Annotated in this window: 18 protein-coding genes; 3 read left to right on the top strand and 15 right to left on the bottom strand. The window is 62.0% G+C overall.

Features of this window, described 5'->3' with window-relative positions:
- Positions 1 to 27: 27 nt before the first annotated feature.
- Both AC25BC_RS09480 and pcsA read right to left on the bottom strand, forming a co-directional pair.
- The gene (locus tag AC25BC_RS09480; RefSeq protein ID WP_128439279.1) at positions 28 to 1,008 is read right to left on the bottom strand and encodes a quinone oxidoreductase family protein; all 981 of its coding nucleotides are present in this window, start codon (positions 1,006 to 1,008) and stop codon (positions 28 to 30) included.
- A 10-nt stretch (positions 1,009 to 1,018) separates the two neighbouring features.
- A complete protein-coding gene (gene pcsA / locus AC25BC_RS09475; protein WP_011651942.1) occupies positions 1,019 to 1,747 on the bottom strand; it encodes a phosphatidylcholine synthase in 729 nt (242 codons plus the stop codon).
- Positions 1,748 to 2,104: 357 nt separating this feature from the next.
- Between pcsA and AC25BC_RS09470 the strand changes: the two genes are divergently transcribed.
- Positions 2,105 to 2,917, top strand: coding sequence for a ferredoxin--NADP reductase (locus tag AC25BC_RS09470; RefSeq protein ID WP_012757414.1), 813 nt, complete (start codon positions 2,105 to 2,107; stop codon positions 2,915 to 2,917).
- Positions 2,918 to 3,055: 138 nt separating this feature from the next.
- Here AC25BC_RS09470 and AC25BC_RS09465 read toward each other — a convergent pair whose 3' ends face one another.
- From AC25BC_RS09465 to AC25BC_RS09430, 8 genes are all read right to left on the bottom strand, one after another.
- Positions 3,056 to 3,676 carry a GntR family transcriptional regulator gene (locus AC25BC_RS09465; RefSeq protein ID WP_128439278.1) on the bottom strand — a complete coding sequence of 207 codons (621 nt, stop codon included), beginning with the start codon at positions 3,674 to 3,676 and terminating at the stop codon, positions 3,056 to 3,058.
- A gap of 222 nt (positions 3,677 to 3,898) precedes the next feature.
- Positions 3,899 to 4,258 (bottom strand): VOC family protein, encoded by a 360-nt coding sequence (locus AC25BC_RS09460; protein ID WP_012757412.1) that lies wholly within the window; start codon positions 4,256 to 4,258, stop codon positions 3,899 to 3,901.
- A gap of 73 nt (positions 4,259 to 4,331) precedes the next feature.
- Positions 4,332 to 5,534: an ABC transporter permease gene (locus AC25BC_RS09455; RefSeq protein ID WP_012757411.1), complete on the bottom strand. Its 1,203-nt coding sequence runs from the start codon at positions 5,532 to 5,534 to the stop codon at positions 4,332 to 4,334.
- On the bottom strand, positions 5,524 to 6,240 hold the full coding sequence (locus AC25BC_RS09450; RefSeq protein WP_012757410.1) for an ABC transporter ATP-binding protein: 717 nt from the start codon (positions 6,238 to 6,240) through the stop codon (positions 5,524 to 5,526). Before AC25BC_RS09450 ends, AC25BC_RS09455 begins: the two co-directional genes overlap by 11 nt.
- Positions 6,241 to 6,252: 12 nt before the next feature.
- Positions 6,253 to 7,545, bottom strand: coding sequence for an efflux RND transporter periplasmic adaptor subunit (locus AC25BC_RS09445; RefSeq protein WP_012757409.1), 1,293 nt, complete (start codon positions 7,543 to 7,545; stop codon positions 6,253 to 6,255).
- Positions 7,546 to 7,707: 162 nt separating this feature from the next.
- Positions 7,708 to 8,082: a GFA family protein gene (locus AC25BC_RS09440; RefSeq protein WP_017994045.1), complete on the bottom strand. Its 375-nt coding sequence runs from the start codon at positions 8,080 to 8,082 to the stop codon at positions 7,708 to 7,710.
- 8 nt (positions 8,083 to 8,090) lie between these two features.
- Positions 8,091 to 8,300: a hypothetical protein gene (locus AC25BC_RS09435; protein ID WP_012757407.1), complete on the bottom strand. Its 210-nt coding sequence runs from the start codon at positions 8,298 to 8,300 to the stop codon at positions 8,091 to 8,093.
- Positions 8,301 to 8,332: 32 nt separating this feature from the next.
- Positions 8,333 to 8,491: a hypothetical protein gene (locus AC25BC_RS09430; RefSeq protein WP_162770401.1), complete on the bottom strand. Its 159-nt coding sequence runs from the start codon at positions 8,489 to 8,491 to the stop codon at positions 8,333 to 8,335.
- A gap of 187 nt (positions 8,492 to 8,678) precedes the next feature.
- On the opposite strand from AC25BC_RS09430, the gene AC25BC_RS09425 reads away from it, so the two are divergent.
- Positions 8,679 to 8,858 (top strand): hypothetical protein, encoded by a 180-nt coding sequence (locus tag AC25BC_RS09425; protein ID WP_012757406.1) that lies wholly within the window; start codon positions 8,679 to 8,681, stop codon positions 8,856 to 8,858.
- Between the two features lie 114 nt (positions 8,859 to 8,972).
- Here the strand turns inward: AC25BC_RS09425 and AC25BC_RS09420 are convergent, their stop codons facing one another.
- The 5 genes from AC25BC_RS09420 to AC25BC_RS09400 all read right to left on the bottom strand — a co-directional run bounded on the left by AC25BC_RS09420 (position 8,973) and on the right by AC25BC_RS09400 (position 16,025).
- On the bottom strand, positions 8,973 to 10,052 hold the full coding sequence (locus AC25BC_RS09420) for an ABC transporter ATP-binding protein (RefSeq protein ID WP_128439277.1): 1,080 nt from the start codon (positions 10,050 to 10,052) through the stop codon (positions 8,973 to 8,975).
- A gap of 31 nt (positions 10,053 to 10,083) precedes the next feature.
- Positions 10,084 to 11,133, bottom strand: coding sequence for a carbohydrate ABC transporter permease (locus AC25BC_RS09415; protein WP_128439276.1), 1,050 nt, complete (start codon positions 11,131 to 11,133; stop codon positions 10,084 to 10,086).
- Positions 11,130 to 12,167 carry a carbohydrate ABC transporter permease gene (locus AC25BC_RS09410; protein WP_128439275.1) on the bottom strand — a complete coding sequence of 346 codons (1,038 nt, stop codon included), beginning with the start codon at positions 12,165 to 12,167 and terminating at the stop codon, positions 11,130 to 11,132. The genes AC25BC_RS09415 and AC25BC_RS09410 overlap by 4 nt, the downstream gene beginning before the upstream one ends.
- 11 nt (positions 12,168 to 12,178) lie before the next feature.
- Complete coding sequence (locus AC25BC_RS09405) at positions 12,179 to 13,438, bottom strand: ABC transporter substrate-binding protein (protein ID WP_113545102.1); 1,260 nt, start codon at positions 13,436 to 13,438, stop codon at positions 12,179 to 12,181.
- Positions 13,439 to 13,502: 64 nt separating this feature from the next.
- The gene (locus tag AC25BC_RS09400) at positions 13,503 to 16,025 is read right to left on the bottom strand and encodes a hypothetical protein (RefSeq protein WP_128439274.1); all 2,523 of its coding nucleotides are present in this window, start codon (positions 16,023 to 16,025) and stop codon (positions 13,503 to 13,505) included.
- 244 nt (positions 16,026 to 16,269) lie between these two features.
- On the opposite strand from AC25BC_RS09400, the gene AC25BC_RS09395 reads away from it, so the two are divergent.
- Positions 16,270 to 17,322 carry a LacI family DNA-binding transcriptional regulator gene (locus tag AC25BC_RS09395; RefSeq protein ID WP_128439273.1) on the top strand — a complete coding sequence of 351 codons (1,053 nt, stop codon included), beginning with the start codon at positions 16,270 to 16,272 and terminating at the stop codon, positions 17,320 to 17,322.
- Positions 17,323 to 17,329 lie beyond the last annotated feature (7 nt).

Below are 17,329 nucleotides of genomic sequence, written 5' to 3'. Positions count from 1 at the left end.
TCTTCTGCCAACCGGTCCGTTCGGATCTCATGGAATCAGCAGCGTCGTTCCTGTTGTTTTTCTTGTCTCCAGATCCGCATGAGCCCGCCCAACCTCACGCAGCGGATAGGTTTGATTGATATTGATACGCACTTTGTTGCTTTGCACAATATCAAATAGCGCTTTCGCACTGTCGATCAGCTCCTGACGCGCGGCGATATAGGTGAAGAGCGTCGGCCGCGTCGAAAAGAGCGAGCCCCTTTGCGCCAGAGCCGCAAGGGTGAAATTCTCGATCGGTCCGGAGGATTGGCCGAAGGAGGCAAAAAGGCCCCGCGGCTTCAGGCAGTCAAGCGACTGTGGAAAAGTATCGCGGCCGATCGAATCGTAGACGACATCCACGCCCTTGCCGCCGGTGATGTCGCGGACACGGTCGACGAAGCTGTCGCTCTTGTAGTTGATCACATGATCGTAGCCATGGGCGAGCGCCAGCTCGATCTTGTCTTCAGAGCCCGCCGTGCCGATGACGGTGGCGCCCAGCGCCTTAGCCCATTGGCCGGCGATCAGGCCGACGCCGCCGGCAGCGGCGTGGAACAGCAGGACGGTCTGCGGGCCGACCTTGAAGGTGCGGTTCAAGAGATATTCGGCGGTCATGCCCTTCAGCATCATCGCCGCTGCGGTTTCGAGCTCGATTCCCTCGGGAACATGCACCAGATGGCGCGTCTCGACATTGCGCTCGGCGCTATAGGCACCGTCGGCACTGGCATAGGCGACACGGTCGCCGACCTTGAAATCCTCGACGCCGGGGCCGACCGATGTCACGGTGCCGGCGCCCTCCTTGCCGGTGACGAAGGGCAGATGCGGCGCCTTGTAGGTGCCGTTGCGGAAATAGACATCGATGAAATTGAGCCCGACTGCCGCCTGCCTGATCTGCACTTCGCCTGCCGAGGGTGAGGGAAGATCGATCTCGACATAGTCGAAAACCTCCGGCCCGCCCGTTCTCGAAAATGAAACCGCCTGCGTTTTGGTCATCTTGGCTGTCCTATGTTTCGCGTCCAAGGGCGGGGAAGAATTGCAGCACCGCGCCGATGACGTAAAGATAGGCTCCGGTCACGATGAAGAGAATGAGCGCCCATTCGGGTGTGTCGAAATGCATCAGCAGCGAAAAAATGCCGAGCGCCGACCACAGGAAAAAGACGCCGAGGTTGAGCGGGCGCAGCCTTTTGACCCGGACCGGGTGGAGAAAATTGATCGGCAGAAAGGTCAGCACCACCGAAACGATGACAACAGTGAGCGCCGTCGTGGCGCTGGCATCGATGACGAACAGCGTGAAGACGATCATATTCCAGACGACGGGGAAGCCGGAGAAGAAATACTCGTCCGTCTTCATGCCCATATCGGCATAGTAGATGGCGCTGGAGACGACGATCATGCCGGCGGCGACGAAGGACCAGGGCTCGCCGATCATGCCGCTCTGATAAAGCGCGAAGGCCGGCAGAAGCACATAGGTGACGTAATCGATGATATTGTCGAGCGTATCGCCCGACCAGTTCGGTAGCACTTCCTTGACGCGCACCTTGCGGGCGATCGGCCCGTCTATGCCGTCGACCAGAAGGGCAAGTCCCAGCCACCAGAACATGTCGATGAAGCGGTGCTCGGCGGCGGCAACGACGCCGAGAAAGGCAAGGAAGGAGCCGGATGCCGTCAGGATATGGACGGAAAAGGCGCGCATCTCCGCATAAGGAACACGTTTGTAGTTGAAAATCTTCATATTCCCCCGACCGCCCTATCGCGCTCGCCCCGGCAAGCATCTTTTTTTCGCCACCATCGCCGAACTCTGTTGCTGAATCGGGTTCGACGCCGTAGGTCTTTGTTGTCGCACCATTTTTGCCGAAAAACGGCATCCGTTTCCGGCGTGCTGCTCTAATATGCATCCTTTGCCGGGCTTCGCCAGCGGGAAATACGACATTCCCCGCCTGCTCCCTGCTCCCCATTGAATCCTGACAATGACATGCATATTTCCCTTTAGAAGCGTCGCGTGGAATGGAATGCCTTTAATTCCGGCCCGATTTGTAATATCTCGCTCGCATCCGACAGTTCATCCGACGAAACGGGATCCTCTACCGCAATGAACGCGCCTGCAAAGACCGAAGACTTCGCCTCGTCCATCCCCGCCGGCGTCTACGCCGAGACGGTGCTCGATGTCACGCACTATACCGACCGGCTCTTCCGCTTCACGATGACCCGGCCGCAGGGCTTCCGTTTCCGTTCCGGCGAATTCGCGATGATCGGCCTGATGGTCGAGGGAAAACCGGTCTTCCGCGCCTATTCGATCGCCAGCCCCGCCTGGGCCGAAGAGCTTGAATTCTTCTCGATCAAGGTGCCGGACGGTCCGCTCACCTCACATCTGCAGGAGATCAAGCCGGGCGACCAGGTGCTGATGCGCAAGAAGCCAACGGGCACGCTGGTGCTCGATGCGCTGACGCCAGGCCGTCGTCTCTACATGTTCTCGACGGGAACGGGCATTGCGCCTTTCGCCAGCCTGATCCGCGATCCCGAGACCTATGAAAAGTTCGAGGAAGTCATCCTCACCCATACGACACGCGACGTCGCCGAGCTGAAATACGGCTTTGACCTCGTGCACGAGATCCAGAATGACGAACTGCTGAAGGAAGTCGTCGGCGACAAGCTGCGCCACTATCCGACAGTCACGCGCGAGGATTTCGAATATCGCGGCCGCATCACCGACCTGATTTCCTCCGGCAAGCTGTTCACCGATCTCGGCGTGCCGCCGCTCGACCCAGTGATCGATCGCGGCATGATCTGCGGTTCCTCGGCCATGCTGAAGGATACCAAGGAACTGCTTGAGAAGGCCGGCCTCGATGAAGGCGCCAACAGCAAGCCCGCCGAATTCGTCATTGAGCGCGCTTTCGTCGGCTAAAGTATTTCTGACAAATGGACCTTTGGCGGCTCCGGAAACGGAGCCGTTTCTACAGCGCCGCGCGTCTTTCAGACGCGCAAAGGACGCTGTAGCGCTTTGAATGCTGCATAATTCCTTAAACCGATTTCGGTTTATGGATTATGCAGGGGTCCGGCTGAGGTAGTCGATCAGCACCGCCATGGTGGCGCGCGCTTCATCCGGCATGCCCTGATGGATGGCGCGGATGACGGCGACGTGCAGCGCGATGGCGCTATCCATGCGCTCCGGGCTTGCCTTCGAGTACCAGAGGCGGCGCGAATGCGTCTGCACCGGGCCAAGTGCTGCCGTGATGAAGCCGTTTGGGCAGGCATCTTCAAGGATTTCGTCGAAGGCCTTGTCGGCAGCGAAGAAGCCTTCGAGATTGCTGGCGACGGCGCATTCCTCCATCGCGCGGGCGCAGTCGAGGAGACGCGCGCGCTGTTCGTCGCTCGCATGTTCGGCGACAAGGCTTGCCGCGATCGGCTCCAGCTCACGGCGCACCTGCATGACATTGCCATGATCCTCCGGCGCGATCTCGGCGACCTGCAGCCCGACGCGCGGCTTCACCAGGATCAGTCCCTGCCAGGCGAGCTTCTGGATTGCCTCGCGCACCGGCGTACGCCCGTGGCCCGCCATATCGATCAGCTGTTTTTCGGTGACAAGCGCGCCGGGCTTCAGCGCCAGCGTCACGATCAGATGCTCCAGCGCGAGATAGGCAAGATGGCTCTGAGAAGTCTGCAATACGGAGCTCCGTCGCCAAGTCTGATATATCACATACTGACACGGTCAAAAACCGAAGACAAGTCGGCATTGAAATATCAGAATAGAGACAGATAGATAACATAGGCGAGGCGTGAAACTCGGCGAGGCATTGACGTCTGCGCCGTGAAGGCTCGTGCCACCCGCCCGGCCTACTGAGGCACACCGGCTCGCCTAGTCATCAGGCCGGCACTACCCCCTCGGTCACCCCTTGCGAAACGCCCGGCTGGAAACCGAGATCGAATTTTGACACGGGTCTTTGGCATTGGCGAACAGATAACCGTCGGCTTTATGGATGGCGCCGAACTCCAGGCCGTTCTCCGCGCATCGACTGCAAAAGGCCTCGACATCCTCCACGTCGAACACCAGCTTGACGGTGGATTGACCGCTCCGCTGGCCCTTGGCGGCCTGGTGCAGCATGATATTCGCACCGCCGTCCTGAGCGACCAGTTCAACGATCCTGTCGCCCGGCAGGCTGGTCGCCTTGAAACCGAAGTGCTTCTCATAAAACCGCGCCGTTTCCTCGACATTCCCAGCGTAAATCACCAGTCTGTTGAGCGGCATGATGCTGACCTCCGATAGTGCTTGTGTTCGATTGATAGGAGTAGCGAGACATCATGCGTTTTGCCACGGCGCATTATTCGTGCCGCAGCGCCTCGATCGGGTTCAACTGCGCGGCCCTTCTCGCCGGAAAATAGCCGAAGATCATGCCGATCGCCGCGGAGAACAGGAAGGCGACGGCGACCATCAGGGGGCTGAAGACGAAGGGTACTTTCAGCAGCGTCACAGCGCCGAAGCCGAGGCTGAGCCCCAGCACGATGCCGGTGATGCCGCCGAACAGCGACAGTGCCACCGCCTCGACCAGGAACTGGGTGAGCACCTGGTTTTCGAGCGCGCCGATCGCCAGGCGGATGCCGATCTCGCGGGTGCGCTCGGTGACGGAGACCAGCATGATGTTCATGATGCCGATGCCGCCGACGAGCAGGCTGATCGCCGCGACGGCGCCGAGCAGGCCGGTCAGCAGCGTCGTCGTGCCGGTCATCGCCTCGGCGATCTGAGTCATGTCGTTGACGTTGAAATCGTCCTGGCGGCCGGGCACGATCTTGCGGCGCTCGCGCAGGAGATTTTCGACATCGGACTGTACTTTGGCTGTGGAGACACCGTCGCGCGCCGAGATGATGATCTGCGGCACGTTGCTGCTGCCGCTGATGCGCCGCTGAAACACCTTGACCGGCATGATGACGACATCGTCCTGGTCGTTGCCCATGCCGGACTGGCCGCGCTTGGCCAGCACCCCGATGACCGGGCATGAGACCTTGCCGACGCGGATCTGCTGGCCGGTAGGGTCAGCGCTGCCGAAGAGCTGTGAGCGCACCGTCTCGCCGATGATGCAGCGCGCCTGGCCGCGTTCCTCGGCGGGAAGAAAATTGCGACCGAGCGCCAGATTCCAGTCCTGTGCGATGAAATAGTCGTTGGTGGTGCCCGACACGCTGGTCGAATGGTTCTGGCCGCCGAAAATCACGGTCGCTGTCGACTGGTTGAGCGGCGCCACCGCCCTGAGACCGCCGATCTGGTCGCGGATGGCCGCGACGTCCTTGACGCTAAAGCGCTTGGCCTCGGAGCTTGCCCGACCGGGGCCGAACTGGCCGGGACGGACGAACAGCATGTTGGTGCCGAGCCGCGACAGCTCGGTCGAGACCTGTGCGGTCGTGCCGTTGCCGATCGTCACCAGCGCGATGACAGCGGCAACGCCGATGACGACGCCGAGCACGGTCAGGAACGAGCGCAGCATGTTGCGGCTGATGGCCCGCAGCGCCAGTTTCAGCGTCTCAAAGAACATGATCCGCCCTCCTCCGATGCTCGACTTCCGTCTCCAGCTTGCCGTCGACGAAACGCAGCAGCCGTTGCGCATAGGCGGCAATATCGGGTTCGTGGGTGACCATGACGATGGTGATGCCCTGCTCGCGGTTCAGCCGCGTCATCAGATCCATGATCTCGACGCTGGTCTTCGTGTCGAGATTGCCGGTGGGCTCATCGGCGAGCAGCAGCGCCGGCTCGGTGACGATGGCGCGGGCTATGGCGACGCGCTGCTGCTGGCCGCCTGACAGTTCCTGTGTCTTGTGATGTTCGCGCCCGGTGAGGCCGACGAGTGCTAAGGCCTCGCGGGCCCGTTCGCGCCGCTCGCGCACCGCCATGCCGCGATAGATCAGCGGCAGTTCGACATTTTCGACGGCCGAGGTGCGCGACAGCAGGTTGAAGCCCTGGAAGACGAAGCCGAGCATGTGCCGGCGCAGCAGCGTCAACTGGCTGCGGTCGAAGCCGCTGGTCGGAATACCCTCGAAGATGTAGTCGCCGGCGCTCGGCACGTCGAGGCAGCCGAGAATGTTCATCGCCGTCGACTTGCCGGAGCCAGACGGGCCCATGATCGCGACGAATTCATGGGCGTTGATCGCAAGGTCAACATGGTCGAGCGCGCGGATCGCCGCCTCGCCCTCTCCGTAAATTTTCGAGATCTGTCTGAATTCGATGAGCGGCGGGCTTGCCATCCGTCTCTCCGCCTAGTTCGCACGCGTCGTGGCGTCGGTCACCAGTGCGTCGTTTTCCTTGATGTCGCCGGAGACGACCTGGGTGAACTGGCCGTCAGATGAGCCGACCTGGATGACAACAGGCGCCGGGCGACCGTTGCGCAGCAGCCAGACACGGCGCTCAGCGCCCTTCAGCGCCGGACCGGCATTGTTGTTGCGCTGGCGCGGCGGGCCGAAGATGCCGAAAATACCGCGGCCGCGCCTTTCCGCCTGCGCCGGAGCGTAGCGCAGCGCCGCATTCGGCACCATCAGCGTGTCCTTGACGGCCTCGACGGTGACATCGGCCGTCGCCGTCATGCCGGGGCGCAGCAGCAAATCGGCATTGTCGACCGATAGGACCGCCTTATAGGTCACGACATTGTTGACCACTTCGGAGGCGAAGCGGATCTGCTCGATCTCGGCGGGAAAGCTGCGATCGGGATAGGCGTCGACGGTGAACTTCGCCTTTTGGCCGACGGCGATCTGACCGACATCGGCCTCGTCGACATCAACCTGCAGCTCCATCTTCTTCAGGTCGCCGGCGATGGTGAAAAGGATCGGCGCCGAGAGCGAGGCTGCGACCGTGGCGCCAGGATTGACGGAGCGGGTGAGGATGACGCCGTCGATCGGCGATATGATCTTCGCCTTGGCGAGATTGACTTCGGCAAGCTGCAGGTCGGCCTCCGAGGCCAGAACCTCGGCCTCATTGATCTGTTTGGCGGCGACGGCGGAATCATATTTGTAGCTGGCGTCGTCGAGGCTCTGCTGGGTGGAGACGTTGCTCTTGACCAGGCTCTTCAGCCGCTCGAGCGAGGTGCCTGCCGATTGCATATCGGCATTGGCTTTGATGACGTTCGCCTTGGCCGAATTGAGCTTGGCGCGCGAGCTCTTCACATCGGCCTCGAGCTTGTTGGTATCGAGGAGAGCGAGCACTTCGCCCGATTTGACCGTGCTGTTGTAATCGACGTTGACGTCGCGAACTGTGCCTGACAGTTCGCTCGATATATCCACCTGCTCGGTCGGCTGCACGGAACCGGTGGCGGTGACGAGCACCGTCAGGTCGCCGCGTTTTGCCGGCTGGGTGGCATAGCTCACTTCGCTTTGCCCACGGCCCATATAGACATAAGCGGAGACGGCTGCAGCAGCGATGAGAATCAGCAGGATGAGCAGGCGTCCGCGCCAGCGGCTGCGCTTGCCCTGCCGGCCCGATGCAGCAAGGACCGCGGCGAGATCAGACGCTGCGCCTGTCTTTGCTCCGGTTTCGCTGCCGCTTACGATTTTGTTCATGTCGTCCTCAATCCGTCAGTGGCCGCTTGTGGCCTCTGCGGCGAAGTAATCACAACGCAGATGAACCGGCGATTAGCGTTGCCGCCGAACTGGCACGGAATTGCGGATGGGTGAAATGAAATATTGGTAAGGAAAGTCAAGTTTTCGATGAGCAAGCGTCCGTCAGTTCGCATCCTCGGCAAATTGGCCCGCGCCGGGCAAAGGATGCAGCCACGGTTCACGCCGCTTGATCCAGACCTCATAACCAGGCGCAAAGTCGGTTGGCGGACTGTCGAGCGAGCCCAGACGGATTTCCGCCTCGTCTTCCCTGAGGCAGAAAAGCCTGCCGCCGCAGACGGGGCAGAAGCTGCGGCCGGCGAAGGTGGCGATCTCGCCGCTGTGGGAAAAAGCCTGGCGCGGCCAGACCGCGAAGAACACGAAGGCGGAGCCGCTCGATTTGCGGCAATCGGCGCAGTGGCAGAGGCCGGTGCGAAGCGGCTGGCCTTCCACCCTGTAGGCCACCGCCCCGCAAAGGCAACTTCCGGTTCGGATACCCATGGCGCCCGTCAGCCGTCGAGATTGGTCGGCAGGCCCGGCGGGCGCCGCTTTGCTGCCATCAATAGGTCGAGTTCGGTGGCCGACGGGCCGAACTTGTCGTAGAGGCGCTTTGCCTCCTTGTCGTCGAGCCGATATTTCCTGGCAAATTCGCCGATGCTGTAAGGGCGGCCACGCAACACTCTCCGCGCCGGGGTCGCCGTATTCGGTGCGTCGGTCATGGTTTTCTCCTTTTCGTCAGATACTCTCTAAGTTAGAGCGACCCGTCGATTTGGAAAGAGCCGGCGAGCAGCATCGAGGCTTCCGGCACGGGTGGATGCAATTGTTTTTCTGGAACCTTTTCGCCAACATGCGCACTTTTTGATCGATGTTGCGGGCCGCGCCAAGCGGACGCGGCGGTGCTGGAGAACATCGGGATTTTTCCGCTTTCTCACTCTGGCCAACGAAATGGCAGTCGAGCTCCCTACCCGCCCGGTCCACGTCCTCGTAGCGCTTTTTCCGAGCGAAGATCACGAAATATTAAAATGCGGAACGCTTGCGCGGGAGCGCGGTTCTCCTCTCGAGGTCGACGTGGCCTCGTTCAAACCAAGGAGAACCGAATGGCAAACCAAGGTGGATCCAATGAACAGCACGTCAAGGCTGGGCAGCAGAGTCCCAAGAATGACTCCAATGCCCGCAACGCCTCAGTTGGCCGCGACGCGCAGTCCAGCGGAACCCGCGGCGGCAGCCATGAACAGCATGTAAAGGCTGATCAACAAAGCCACAAGAACAGCCACTAAAGCTCTGTTATGATATGCAATTAGGCTCGCGCTTCGGCGCGGGCTTTTCTTTTGGACTCATTGTTCCACGCATGTCTTTATTGCAAAATCGCTGCACACTTTTGCGCGTCATGCTTAGGACAAGCGCCTGCCGTCCTCGCCGAAGAGGTGCAGCACATCGGGGTCGAGATGCAGCGGCAGGCTGTCACCCGATTTCATCCGCTGCTGGCCGGCAAAAACCGCAATCAGCTTCTTCCCGCCTGCGTCGGCGTGGACGACAGTCTCCGAGCCCAATTCCTCGACAAGAGTAACGCTTGTATCCAGTCTGCCCGCTGAGCCCGCTTCGGCGAGGGTGATATGCTGCGGCCGAATGCCGATGCTGACCCTTTCGCCCGCCGGGGGGGCCTCCTTGGCAATGACGGAAAGGCGATGGCCGCCGACGGTTTCGACTTCAGCGAAACCGCCCTCGTGACCGACAATCTCACCTTCGAGGAAATTCATGTGCGGCGCGCCGATGAAGCCGGCGACGAAGCGGTTGGCCGGCTTGTTGTAGAGTTCCAGCGGTGTTCCCACCTGCTCGATCCTGCCGCCTCTCAGCACGACGATGCGGTCGGCCAGTGTCATTGCCTCGACCTGATCGTGGGTGACGTAGATCATCGTCGCCTTCAGGCGGGCGTGAAGGGCCGCCAGTTCGGCCCGCATGCTGACCCTGAGTTCGGCGTCGAGATTGGATAGCGGCTCGTCGAGCAGAAAGGCATCCGGCCGCCGCACGATGGCGCGGCCGATCGCGACGCGCTGGCGCTGGCCGCCGGAGAGTTGGCCCGGACGGCGTTGCAGGAAAGGCTCGATCTCCAGCATGCGCGCGGCGTCGGTAATGCGCGCTTCGATCTCGGCTTTCGCCACCTTGGTGTTCTCGAGACCAAAGGCGAGGTTCTCCCTGACACTCATATGCGGATAGAGCGCATAGGACTGGAAGACCATGGCCAGGCCGCGATCGGCAGCGCTGATAGCGGTAACATCCTTGCCGTCGATGGCGATGCTGCCGTCAGTCGGCTTATCGAGGCCGGCAATCAGGCGCAAGAGCGTCGATTTCCCGCAACCGGAAGGGCCGACGAAAGCGACGAACTCGCCGTCATTGACATGAAGCGAGACATCGCGAATGACCTCGACGGCGCCGAAATTCTTGACGATGTTCCTGAGCTCGAGCCCGCTCATGCACTCTCCTGTTTTCTTCTTTTAAGGTGGCCTATTTGAGCCCCGCGCCGGCAATGCCCGTGGTGATGAAGCGCTGCAGGAAGACGAAGATCAGCACGACCGGGATCATCGAGACGACGGTCATGGCGAGGATGTAGTGCCATTGCACATTGAGCTCGCCGGCATAGACGTTGAGGCCGACCTGCAGCGTATAGAGTTCCTTGCGCGAGAGCACGATCAGCGGCCAGAGGAAGTCGTTCCAACGCCAGACGACGGAGAAGATCGCCAGCACGGCGAGAGCCGGCGCCGACAGCGGCAGGATGATGCGCCAGTAGATCTGCCATTCGCTGGCCTTGTCCATGCGGGCGGCGTCGAGCAATTCGTCAGGGATCGTCAGCATGTATTGCCTGAGCAGGAAGACGCCCGTCGGGGTGGCGACCGTCGGCAGGATGACGCCCCAGAGGCTGTCGAAGAGGTTCAGCGTGCCGATGACGGAATAGAGCGGCACGACGATGACCGAAAGCGGCACCATCAGCGTCGCCAGGATCATCAGCATGACGGCGGTGCGGCCGGGGAATTGGTATTTCGACAGCGCGAAGGCGGCCATGGAATTGACGAGCAGCGTAATCGCCGTCGCGACGACGGTGACGAAGACGGAGTTGCGCAGGAACAGGAAGAAATCGAAGCGCTGGAACGGTTCGGTGTAGTTGCCGCCGGCGAATTCGACCTGACGCACCGGTGTGCGGTCCTTGATATTCGCCTTGACGATTTCGCCCGGCTGTTTCGGATCGACCATCTGGCCGATGATGCCGATGCGGCGGACTTCGGCGAGCACACGCGTGCTGCCATCCGGCATCGCGACATTATAGAGCGGCAACGGCTTGTCGTAACCCGGCACCACTGCCTGTTCGGTGACATAGGGCAGGAAGGAGGGCGGGAACTCGGCAAGGGCCGCCGACGTCTTGAAGGAAGAGAAGACCAGCCAAACGGCGGGCCCGAACATCAGGAAGACGCCTGAGATCAGCCAGATCCAGGTGACGACATCCGTCCAGTGCCAGCCTCGTCCGCGGCGGCGGAGCAGAAAGGCAGAGACAGCGCTCATTGGCGTGCTCCCTTCTTCTCGTTGCGGTTACTGAAGCCGAGCTGGACCAGGGTCAGGATGACGAGCACGATGCCCATCAGGATCGAGGCAGCCGACGCCAGCCCTGGATTGCGCAGCGAACTCGCAAAACCGGTCTCATAGATATACTGGGTGATGTACATGGTGCTGGTGCCCGGGCCGCCGCCGGTCAAAACGAAGACCTCGTCGAAGATCTGCACGGCGCGGATCAGCGCCAAGACCAGAACGACGATGAGATTCGGCATCAGCAGCGGCAGGGTGATGCGCCGGAAGATGCGGGTCGGGCGGGCGCTATCCATCGCCGCCGCCTCGTAGAGATCCCGCGGAATCGCCTGCAGGCCGGCGAGCAGGATCAGCGCATAAAAGCCCATATGCGCCCAGACCGAGACGAAGACGGCGAAGAAGAAGGCCCAGAAACGATCGCTGAGCCAGGAAAAGGGTTCGAAGCCGAAGGGGCTCAGCGCATAATTCAATAGACCCTCACGCTGCAGGATCCATTTCCAGATCAGGCCGACGACGACGGGCGACAGCAGCACCGGGAAGAAGAAGACGGCGCGCCAGAAGCCGCGATTGGAAAGCTCACGGTTGAGGATCAGCGCCGTTGCGAGCGCTGCGATCAGCATCACTGTGACCTGGAAGACGACGAAGACGGCGGTGTTGCGCACCGCCGCCCAGAAAGTATCGGCGGCGCAGGTCGAGGGATCGAGATAGCTGCCGCAATCGAAGAGGATGCGGTACTGGTCGGCGCCGACATAGGTCCTGTTCTGCAGGAAGATGGCGCTGCCGCTCGTCGTCGAATAGATGAAGTTGATGACCAGCGGCAGCAGCACGAAGACGGTGAAGATCAGCATGTTGGGCGCCAGGAAGACGCCCGCCATGCCGTTCAGCCCGGTCAACTTCTGCCAGCCGCGCATGGGAATATCGACGAGCCCCATGGCAAGCCGGACAGGCGCCAAGAGCGCCTGCCGCAGGCCGGTTTTGACAGGTGGTTCAGAAGAAACCGTCTTCGCCGTCATCTGTTCTTCCGTCAGTTGCCGGCGACCTTGGCCTTGATGTCCTCGTCGATGCGGGCATAGGCGTCGTCGAGCTTCATTTCGCCGGCGATCACCTGGCTGATGCGGGCGACGATGGCGCTGTAATATGCATCCGACCACTTCCAGCCCGGCAGCTTCATGGCGGGTGCCGCCGTCTGGCCGGCCGCTTCGACGAAGGCCTTCAGCGCCGCCTGCACATGCGGATTGTCGGTCTTGAAGTCCATCTGGCCGGCGGCGACGCCCTTATGCGCCGGAATGAACAGGCTGCGTTCGGCAAACTCCTTCTGCACGTCGGCACCTGCCAGGTAATCCATCACCTTGGCGACGTCCTTCGGGTTCTTGGTGTATTTGACGGCGACGAGACCGGCGCCGCCCTGCATGCCGGAGCATGCGGCCGAACCGCAGGGGCTGCCCGCCATCACCCAGTCGAAATTGTCGCCGATCTTCTGGGCGAAGCCCGAAACCTGCCAACTGCCCGAATAAAGATAGGCAAGGCCGCCATTGATGAAGTCCTCGGCGGCGGAGCGGTAAGTGGTGCCGGCAGCACTCACCCAGACATCCTTGTTGATGGTGCCGTCCTCGTTCCACTTGACGAAGCGGCTGAGGAAGTCCTTGGCGCCCCGATCGATCGGCGCCGGCTTGCCGTCGGCGGCGATGTAGTTGGCGCCGTAAGAGATGTTCGGGCCGGAGACGCGGTGGCCGGAGCGGTCGATCGCCATGGCGAAGACCTTCTGGCTGTCGGCAACCTTCTTGGCCGCCGCCGCCCAATCGTCCCAGGTGGCTTTCGGGCCGGGAATTTCGACCCCGGCCTGCTCGAACAGCGTCTTGTTGACGAAGCCGCCGGTCAAGGTCAGCTGCGTCATGAAGCCGGTGATGGCGTTCGAGCCGTCGGGACGCATCCAGTCGGCCTGGGCGCCGAAATTGTCCTCCCAGTATTTCGCGTCGGTGAGGTAGGGCCGAAGATCGAGCCAGTGCTGGGCCGGCGCCTTCAGATTGGTGACGCGGGCGATATCCGGCCCCTGCCCGGCTTCGAGCTGAACCGGCAGCTGTTCCTTGACGACGTCGTAGGAGACTTCGTCGAGGATGACGTTGACGTCAGGATTGGCCTTGGAGAAGCGCGAGAGCAGGTCCTTGATCACCTCGCCTTCGCCGCCGTCGGAATACCACATGATGCGCACGTCGCCGGCATGGGCGGCAACGGAACTCAAGAGAATTGCAGCAAAAGCCGCGCCGATCGATTTCATTCTGGTCATTTTTTCCTCCTCTGATCGATCAATTCCTGCGTCCGGCCGGTCCTCCACCTGCCAGACACGTCGTCTACGAGGCCGCGCGCCGAGGCTGCCTGCCCGGTATCTTCAGATGTACCGCGTCTCCCCGCACCGACCAGTCCGTCGGGCGAAGAATACGGCCTTCGGCGCGCACGGTGCCGTCTTCTTCGAAGACGACCCGGCCATAATCCGGATCGATAACGATCAATGCGCCCTCTTCGTCGCGGCGGGCCGAAAGCGTGGCGAAACGCGCCTGCATGCCGTCAAGGCTACCCTCGCGCCCGACATCGGAGAGACGGACGATCCAGCGGCCCTTGCGGCTGGCCAGCCGCAGCTCGATATCCGTTGTCGGCCCTTGCTTCACCGGCTCCAGCGCGCCGTTGCCGATCAGCATCGCAATCCCGTTGCCGGAGCGGGCGAGCGCCAGATTGCCGTCGACCACCGTGTCGTCGAAGGCCTCGAGCGGGAACCAGGCATGGGTGAAATCCGGCTGGCCCTCATGGATCTCGAAATCGAGGATCGCCAGATCGCGATACTGATGCACGCGCGGCAGCGTTCCGCAGCCGCCCCAGAAGCTCGGCCGGCCATAACCGAATTGGATGGTTTCGCCGGGATGGTTGATCCAGATCTGCGCTTCCGGCCGGTCACCCAAGCGCAGATGCAGCACCGTCTCCTGGTAGCCCCAGGCGCCGGGGCGATAATGGGCGATGGTGCCGAGCGCGGTGTCACGGGTCTTGTAGTGGTAGAGGGCGGCGAAACGGTTCTCGCCCTGGGAAAAGGTCCATTCCTGCGCGTCGTCGGACTGGTGCGCGGCGATTTCAGCAAGCGCTTCTGGAAAACGCAGGCCGTGGTCGCGGATGCAGACGGCAAGCTGCGGCAAAGCGTGGACACGCCGGCCGTACCAGCCGCGGCCCCAGAGCAGCCGGGCAATGGCAGAGAGTTCGACCGAGCGGCCGGGGCGCAGCGTATGTTCGTAGGAGCGGCCCTGGCTGCCGGTCAGCATGCCGTGATGGGCCGAGCGGGCGACGATCTCCATCAGGCGGACGATGCTGGCACTCGCCCGGTTGCGGATCGTCTCATCCGGCGCGCAGGCGGCCAGCGCCGTCAGCCCCTTGAGATCGATCGGGAAATAGGGAACGGAATTCCACTCGGCCATTTCCCAGCGCTCGAAATGATCGAGCCAGGCGCGGACGCGCTCTTCGCCGACCTGCATCTGCTCCGCGCCGGTGCGGCCGGAGCGGACGAAGACGGCATCGGGGAACAGCCTGCCGCCGAGATAGGCGGCGGTATGGAAGAGAAGCGCGTGGTTTTCCGAAAAATACCACTGAACGTCGTTGCCGGGCTCATCCATCCAGTAGCGGTAATTGAGGACGGCGTGCTCGATCCTGTCGCGCAGCGCAGGTGACAGCAGATCGCTCCAGCGCGTATAGGCAAAGAGCAGCGGCACCAGCACGAAATCGGCGCAGTCGTGACAATCCTCGATGACCGGCAGCATGGCCGAAATCATCGCCTCGGTTTCCTCGCCGCCCTGCCCCAGCGCGAGACGCGCGAAAGCGCAGACCGTGTCGGGCTCGGAATGGGCGGCGACCTCTGCCAACGCCTCGGCGACGCGATCATCAAGGGCGGCGGGCGCTTCTCCCTGGCGTTGGGGATGACAGATCTCGACGCCGAGCGTGCGACCGAGCGAAAGCTCGCCTGTTTTGAAGGTGATGCGGAAATGGCGGAAATCGGCGGGCATATCCGCCGAAGTTCCGAGTTCCAGCTTGGTCGCTCCCGCTTCCAGCTCGAAATCATAGTCGAAGCGCTCGATCGACATGAAGTCGCCTTCGATCTCGACATGGCAGCTCAGCGCCACCGGCAGCGGCGCGGGGAAGAGGATCGTCACGTCTTCGCCGAGATAGGCGGTGCGGTCGAAGTGCATGCCCTCGAGGATGACCTCCAGCGCATCCGCATCACCGGCGGCGATGGGAACAGGCAGAGTAGTTTCAACTTCCGGCCCTTCGACGTAATCCAGCTGGAAATAGAAGCGGGCGTCGCGCTCGGCGAGATCGTCGAAATAGACGCGGATCTCGTTGAGGCCGGCGGCCAGCTCGACCTCGAACAGCTGCTCGGCTTCGAGATTGCGCTCATAAGGCGCCATGAAGCCCTGCTCGCGGCCATTGACGAAGAGGATCGCGCCACCGCAGGTCGACAGACGGAGCGTCGCGGCCCCAGCAGACTGGACATCGAGGAAGGTGCGCGCCCAGCAGCCGATGCGTGTCGGGCGGAACCAGAAGCCGGAGAGATCGACACGCGGGGAAGCAAAGGGAAGCCACCAGCGGACAGCTTCGAATTCGGCAGCCGGTTGCGGCCGCCGGCCGGAGAAGGACTTTTTGAATTCGGTGCGGCAGGGATATTCATGCGGAATGAAGTTCTTCGTCTTGGTGACGAAGAAGAAGGGATCCATGCTGCCGTCCATCGGACGGTCGGCGACGTCATAGCGCTCCTGCCACAGGTCGGCGAGCTGCCAGTAGACGATCGGGCTTTCCTTCACCGTTGCACGGCGGAGATGAGATTGCTGCTCGGCGGTCATCTTCAGCCCGCCCGAGAACAGCTAGAGCATGAGGTCGTCCGAAAACCGCTCACACTTTTCGGCATCATGCTCGATCCTTAGGACGCCGGGTAAAACGCCGACGCATGGACTGGCGGTCTAGCCACATTTCAAAGCCTCCCTGCTCTGCCGCTTGCCGCGGACTCCTCAGCAACAATTGTGCATAGGCATTCCATTTGCGCAATCTGAAAGATTTTTGCATAGTAACAGACAGCGAGGAGACGACATGGCGGCGGAAGAGAAAAAAGGCAGGCGCACGCGCCTCGACGACATTGCCGCCCGATGCGGCGTCTCGATCAGCACGGTGTCGCGTGCGCTGGCCGGCGAAAAGGGCGTCAGGCCGGAGATCCGCAAGCTGGTGCTGGAAACGGCAAGTGCGGTCAGCTACGCGCTGCCGGCCAGCGTTGCCGGCAAGAAGGTCATGCTCGTCGCCTCCGGCGCGGCGATGATCGACTATGTCCGCAACCAGTTCACGCTCTATGTGCTCGAAGGATTGAACGCGCGTGCCGCCGCCCTCGGCATCGAACTGGCGATGCGCCCCATTGCCGGCAAGGGGGATGAAGCCCGCGTCGTCGCCGAGATGCGTGACGATCCGAGCTTTGGCGGCATGCTGATCCTGACCGTCGACGAAGAGGAGATGCTGGCAGCGGCCGCTGATCTCGGAAAGCCCGTCGTGCTGGTCAATAGCGACGATCCCTATATGCGGCTTTCGAGTGTTACGCCCTGCAACCGTTCAGCCGCCTTCATCGCTGCCGAGCGGCTGATCAAGGCCGGGCATGAACGAATCCTGTTCATGCTGAGGCCGGGGCGACGGACGATCGAGCGGCGTCTGGAGGGCTGGCGCGATGCCCTGCAGCATCACGGGCTGACGGCCGATACCGATCTGGTGCTCGAGGTCGACGACTGGCTGCCGGAACTCGGCGCCGAAGCCGTCACCCGTCTTGTCCGCGAGAAAGGCCTCACCTTCACCGCCATCCTGACGGCGGGCGACAGCCTTGCCAATGGTGCGGTGCGCGGATTGCAGGCGATGGGTTATGCCGTACCGCAGGACATCTCGGTGATGGGCATAGACGACCTGCCGCAGTCGGCCTTTCTCAATCCACCGCTCTCGACGGTGCATATTCCGATGCGCGAACTCGGCGCCACCGCGCTCGATCTTTTGCGCGACATGATGCTCGGCCTTGCGGCCCCACGGCGGCGGGTCGAGCTTGCCTGCCATCTTGTCGAAAGGGGCAGCGTTGCGGCTGTCCGCATCCCTGCCGCAACGGCGGGCCGCTGAACCCACA

It is taken from the genome of Rhizobium sp. WSM409 (assembly GCF_057653825.1).
The sequence above is the reverse complement of the archived record's forward strand: the minus strand, read 5'-3'. Positions and strand labels throughout refer to the sequence as shown.

Bases quoted from the DNA above. Each gene is read 5' to 3' on its own strand.
- AC25BC_RS09455 (WP_012757411.1), bottom strand. From the start codon at position 5,534: ATGTTCTTTGAGACGCTGAAACTGGCGCTGCGGGCCATCAGCCGCAAC.
- AC25BC_RS09430 (WP_162770401.1), bottom strand. From the start codon at position 8,491: ATGTTCTCCAGCACCGCCGCGTCCGCTTGGCGCGGCCCGCAACATCGA.
- AC25BC_RS09420 (WP_128439277.1), bottom strand. From the start codon at position 10,052: ATGAGCGGGCTCGAGCTCAGGAACATCGTCAAGAATTTCGGCGCCGTC.
- AC25BC_RS09410 (WP_128439275.1), bottom strand. From the start codon at position 12,167: ATGACGGCGAAGACGGTTTCTTCTGAACCACCTGTCAAAACCGGCCTG.
- AC25BC_RS09470 (WP_012757414.1), top strand. From the start codon at position 2,105: ATGAACGCGCCTGCAAAGACCGAAGACTTCGCCTCGTCCATCCCCGCC.
- AC25BC_RS09425 (WP_012757406.1), top strand. From the start codon at position 8,679: ATGGCAAACCAAGGTGGATCCAATGAACAGCACGTCAAGGCTGGGCAG.
- AC25BC_RS09480 (WP_128439279.1), bottom strand. From the start codon at position 1,008: ATGACCAAAACGCAGGCGGTTTCATTTTCGAGAACGGGCGGGCCGGAG.
- AC25BC_RS09435 (WP_012757407.1), bottom strand. From the start codon at position 8,300: ATGACCGACGCACCGAATACGGCGACCCCGGCGCGGAGAGTGTTGCGT.
- AC25BC_RS09415 (WP_128439276.1), bottom strand. From the start codon at position 11,133: ATGAGCGCTGTCTCTGCCTTTCTGCTCCGCCGCCGCGGACGAGGCTGG.
- AC25BC_RS09440 (WP_017994045.1), bottom strand. From the start codon at position 8,082: ATGGGTATCCGAACCGGAAGTTGCCTTTGCGGGGCGGTGGCCTACAGG.
- AC25BC_RS09405 (WP_113545102.1), bottom strand. From the start codon at position 13,438: ATGACCAGAATGAAATCGATCGGCGCGGCTTTTGCTGCAATTCTCTTG.
- AC25BC_RS09460 (WP_012757412.1), bottom strand. From the start codon at position 4,258: ATGCCGCTCAACAGACTGGTGATTTACGCTGGGAATGTCGAGGAAACG.
- pcsA (WP_011651942.1), bottom strand. From the start codon at position 1,747: ATGAAGATTTTCAACTACAAACGTGTTCCTTATGCGGAGATGCGCGCC.
- AC25BC_RS09450 (WP_012757410.1), bottom strand. From the start codon at position 6,240: ATGGCAAGCCCGCCGCTCATCGAATTCAGACAGATCTCGAAAATTTAC.
- AC25BC_RS09395 (WP_128439273.1), top strand. From the start codon at position 16,270: ATGGCGGCGGAAGAGAAAAAAGGCAGGCGCACGCGCCTCGACGACATT.
- AC25BC_RS09400 (WP_128439274.1), bottom strand. From the start codon at position 16,025: ATGACCGCCGAGCAGCAATCTCATCTCCGCCGTGCAACGGTGAAGGAA.
- AC25BC_RS09445 (WP_012757409.1), bottom strand. From the start codon at position 7,545: ATGAACAAAATCGTAAGCGGCAGCGAAACCGGAGCAAAGACAGGCGCA.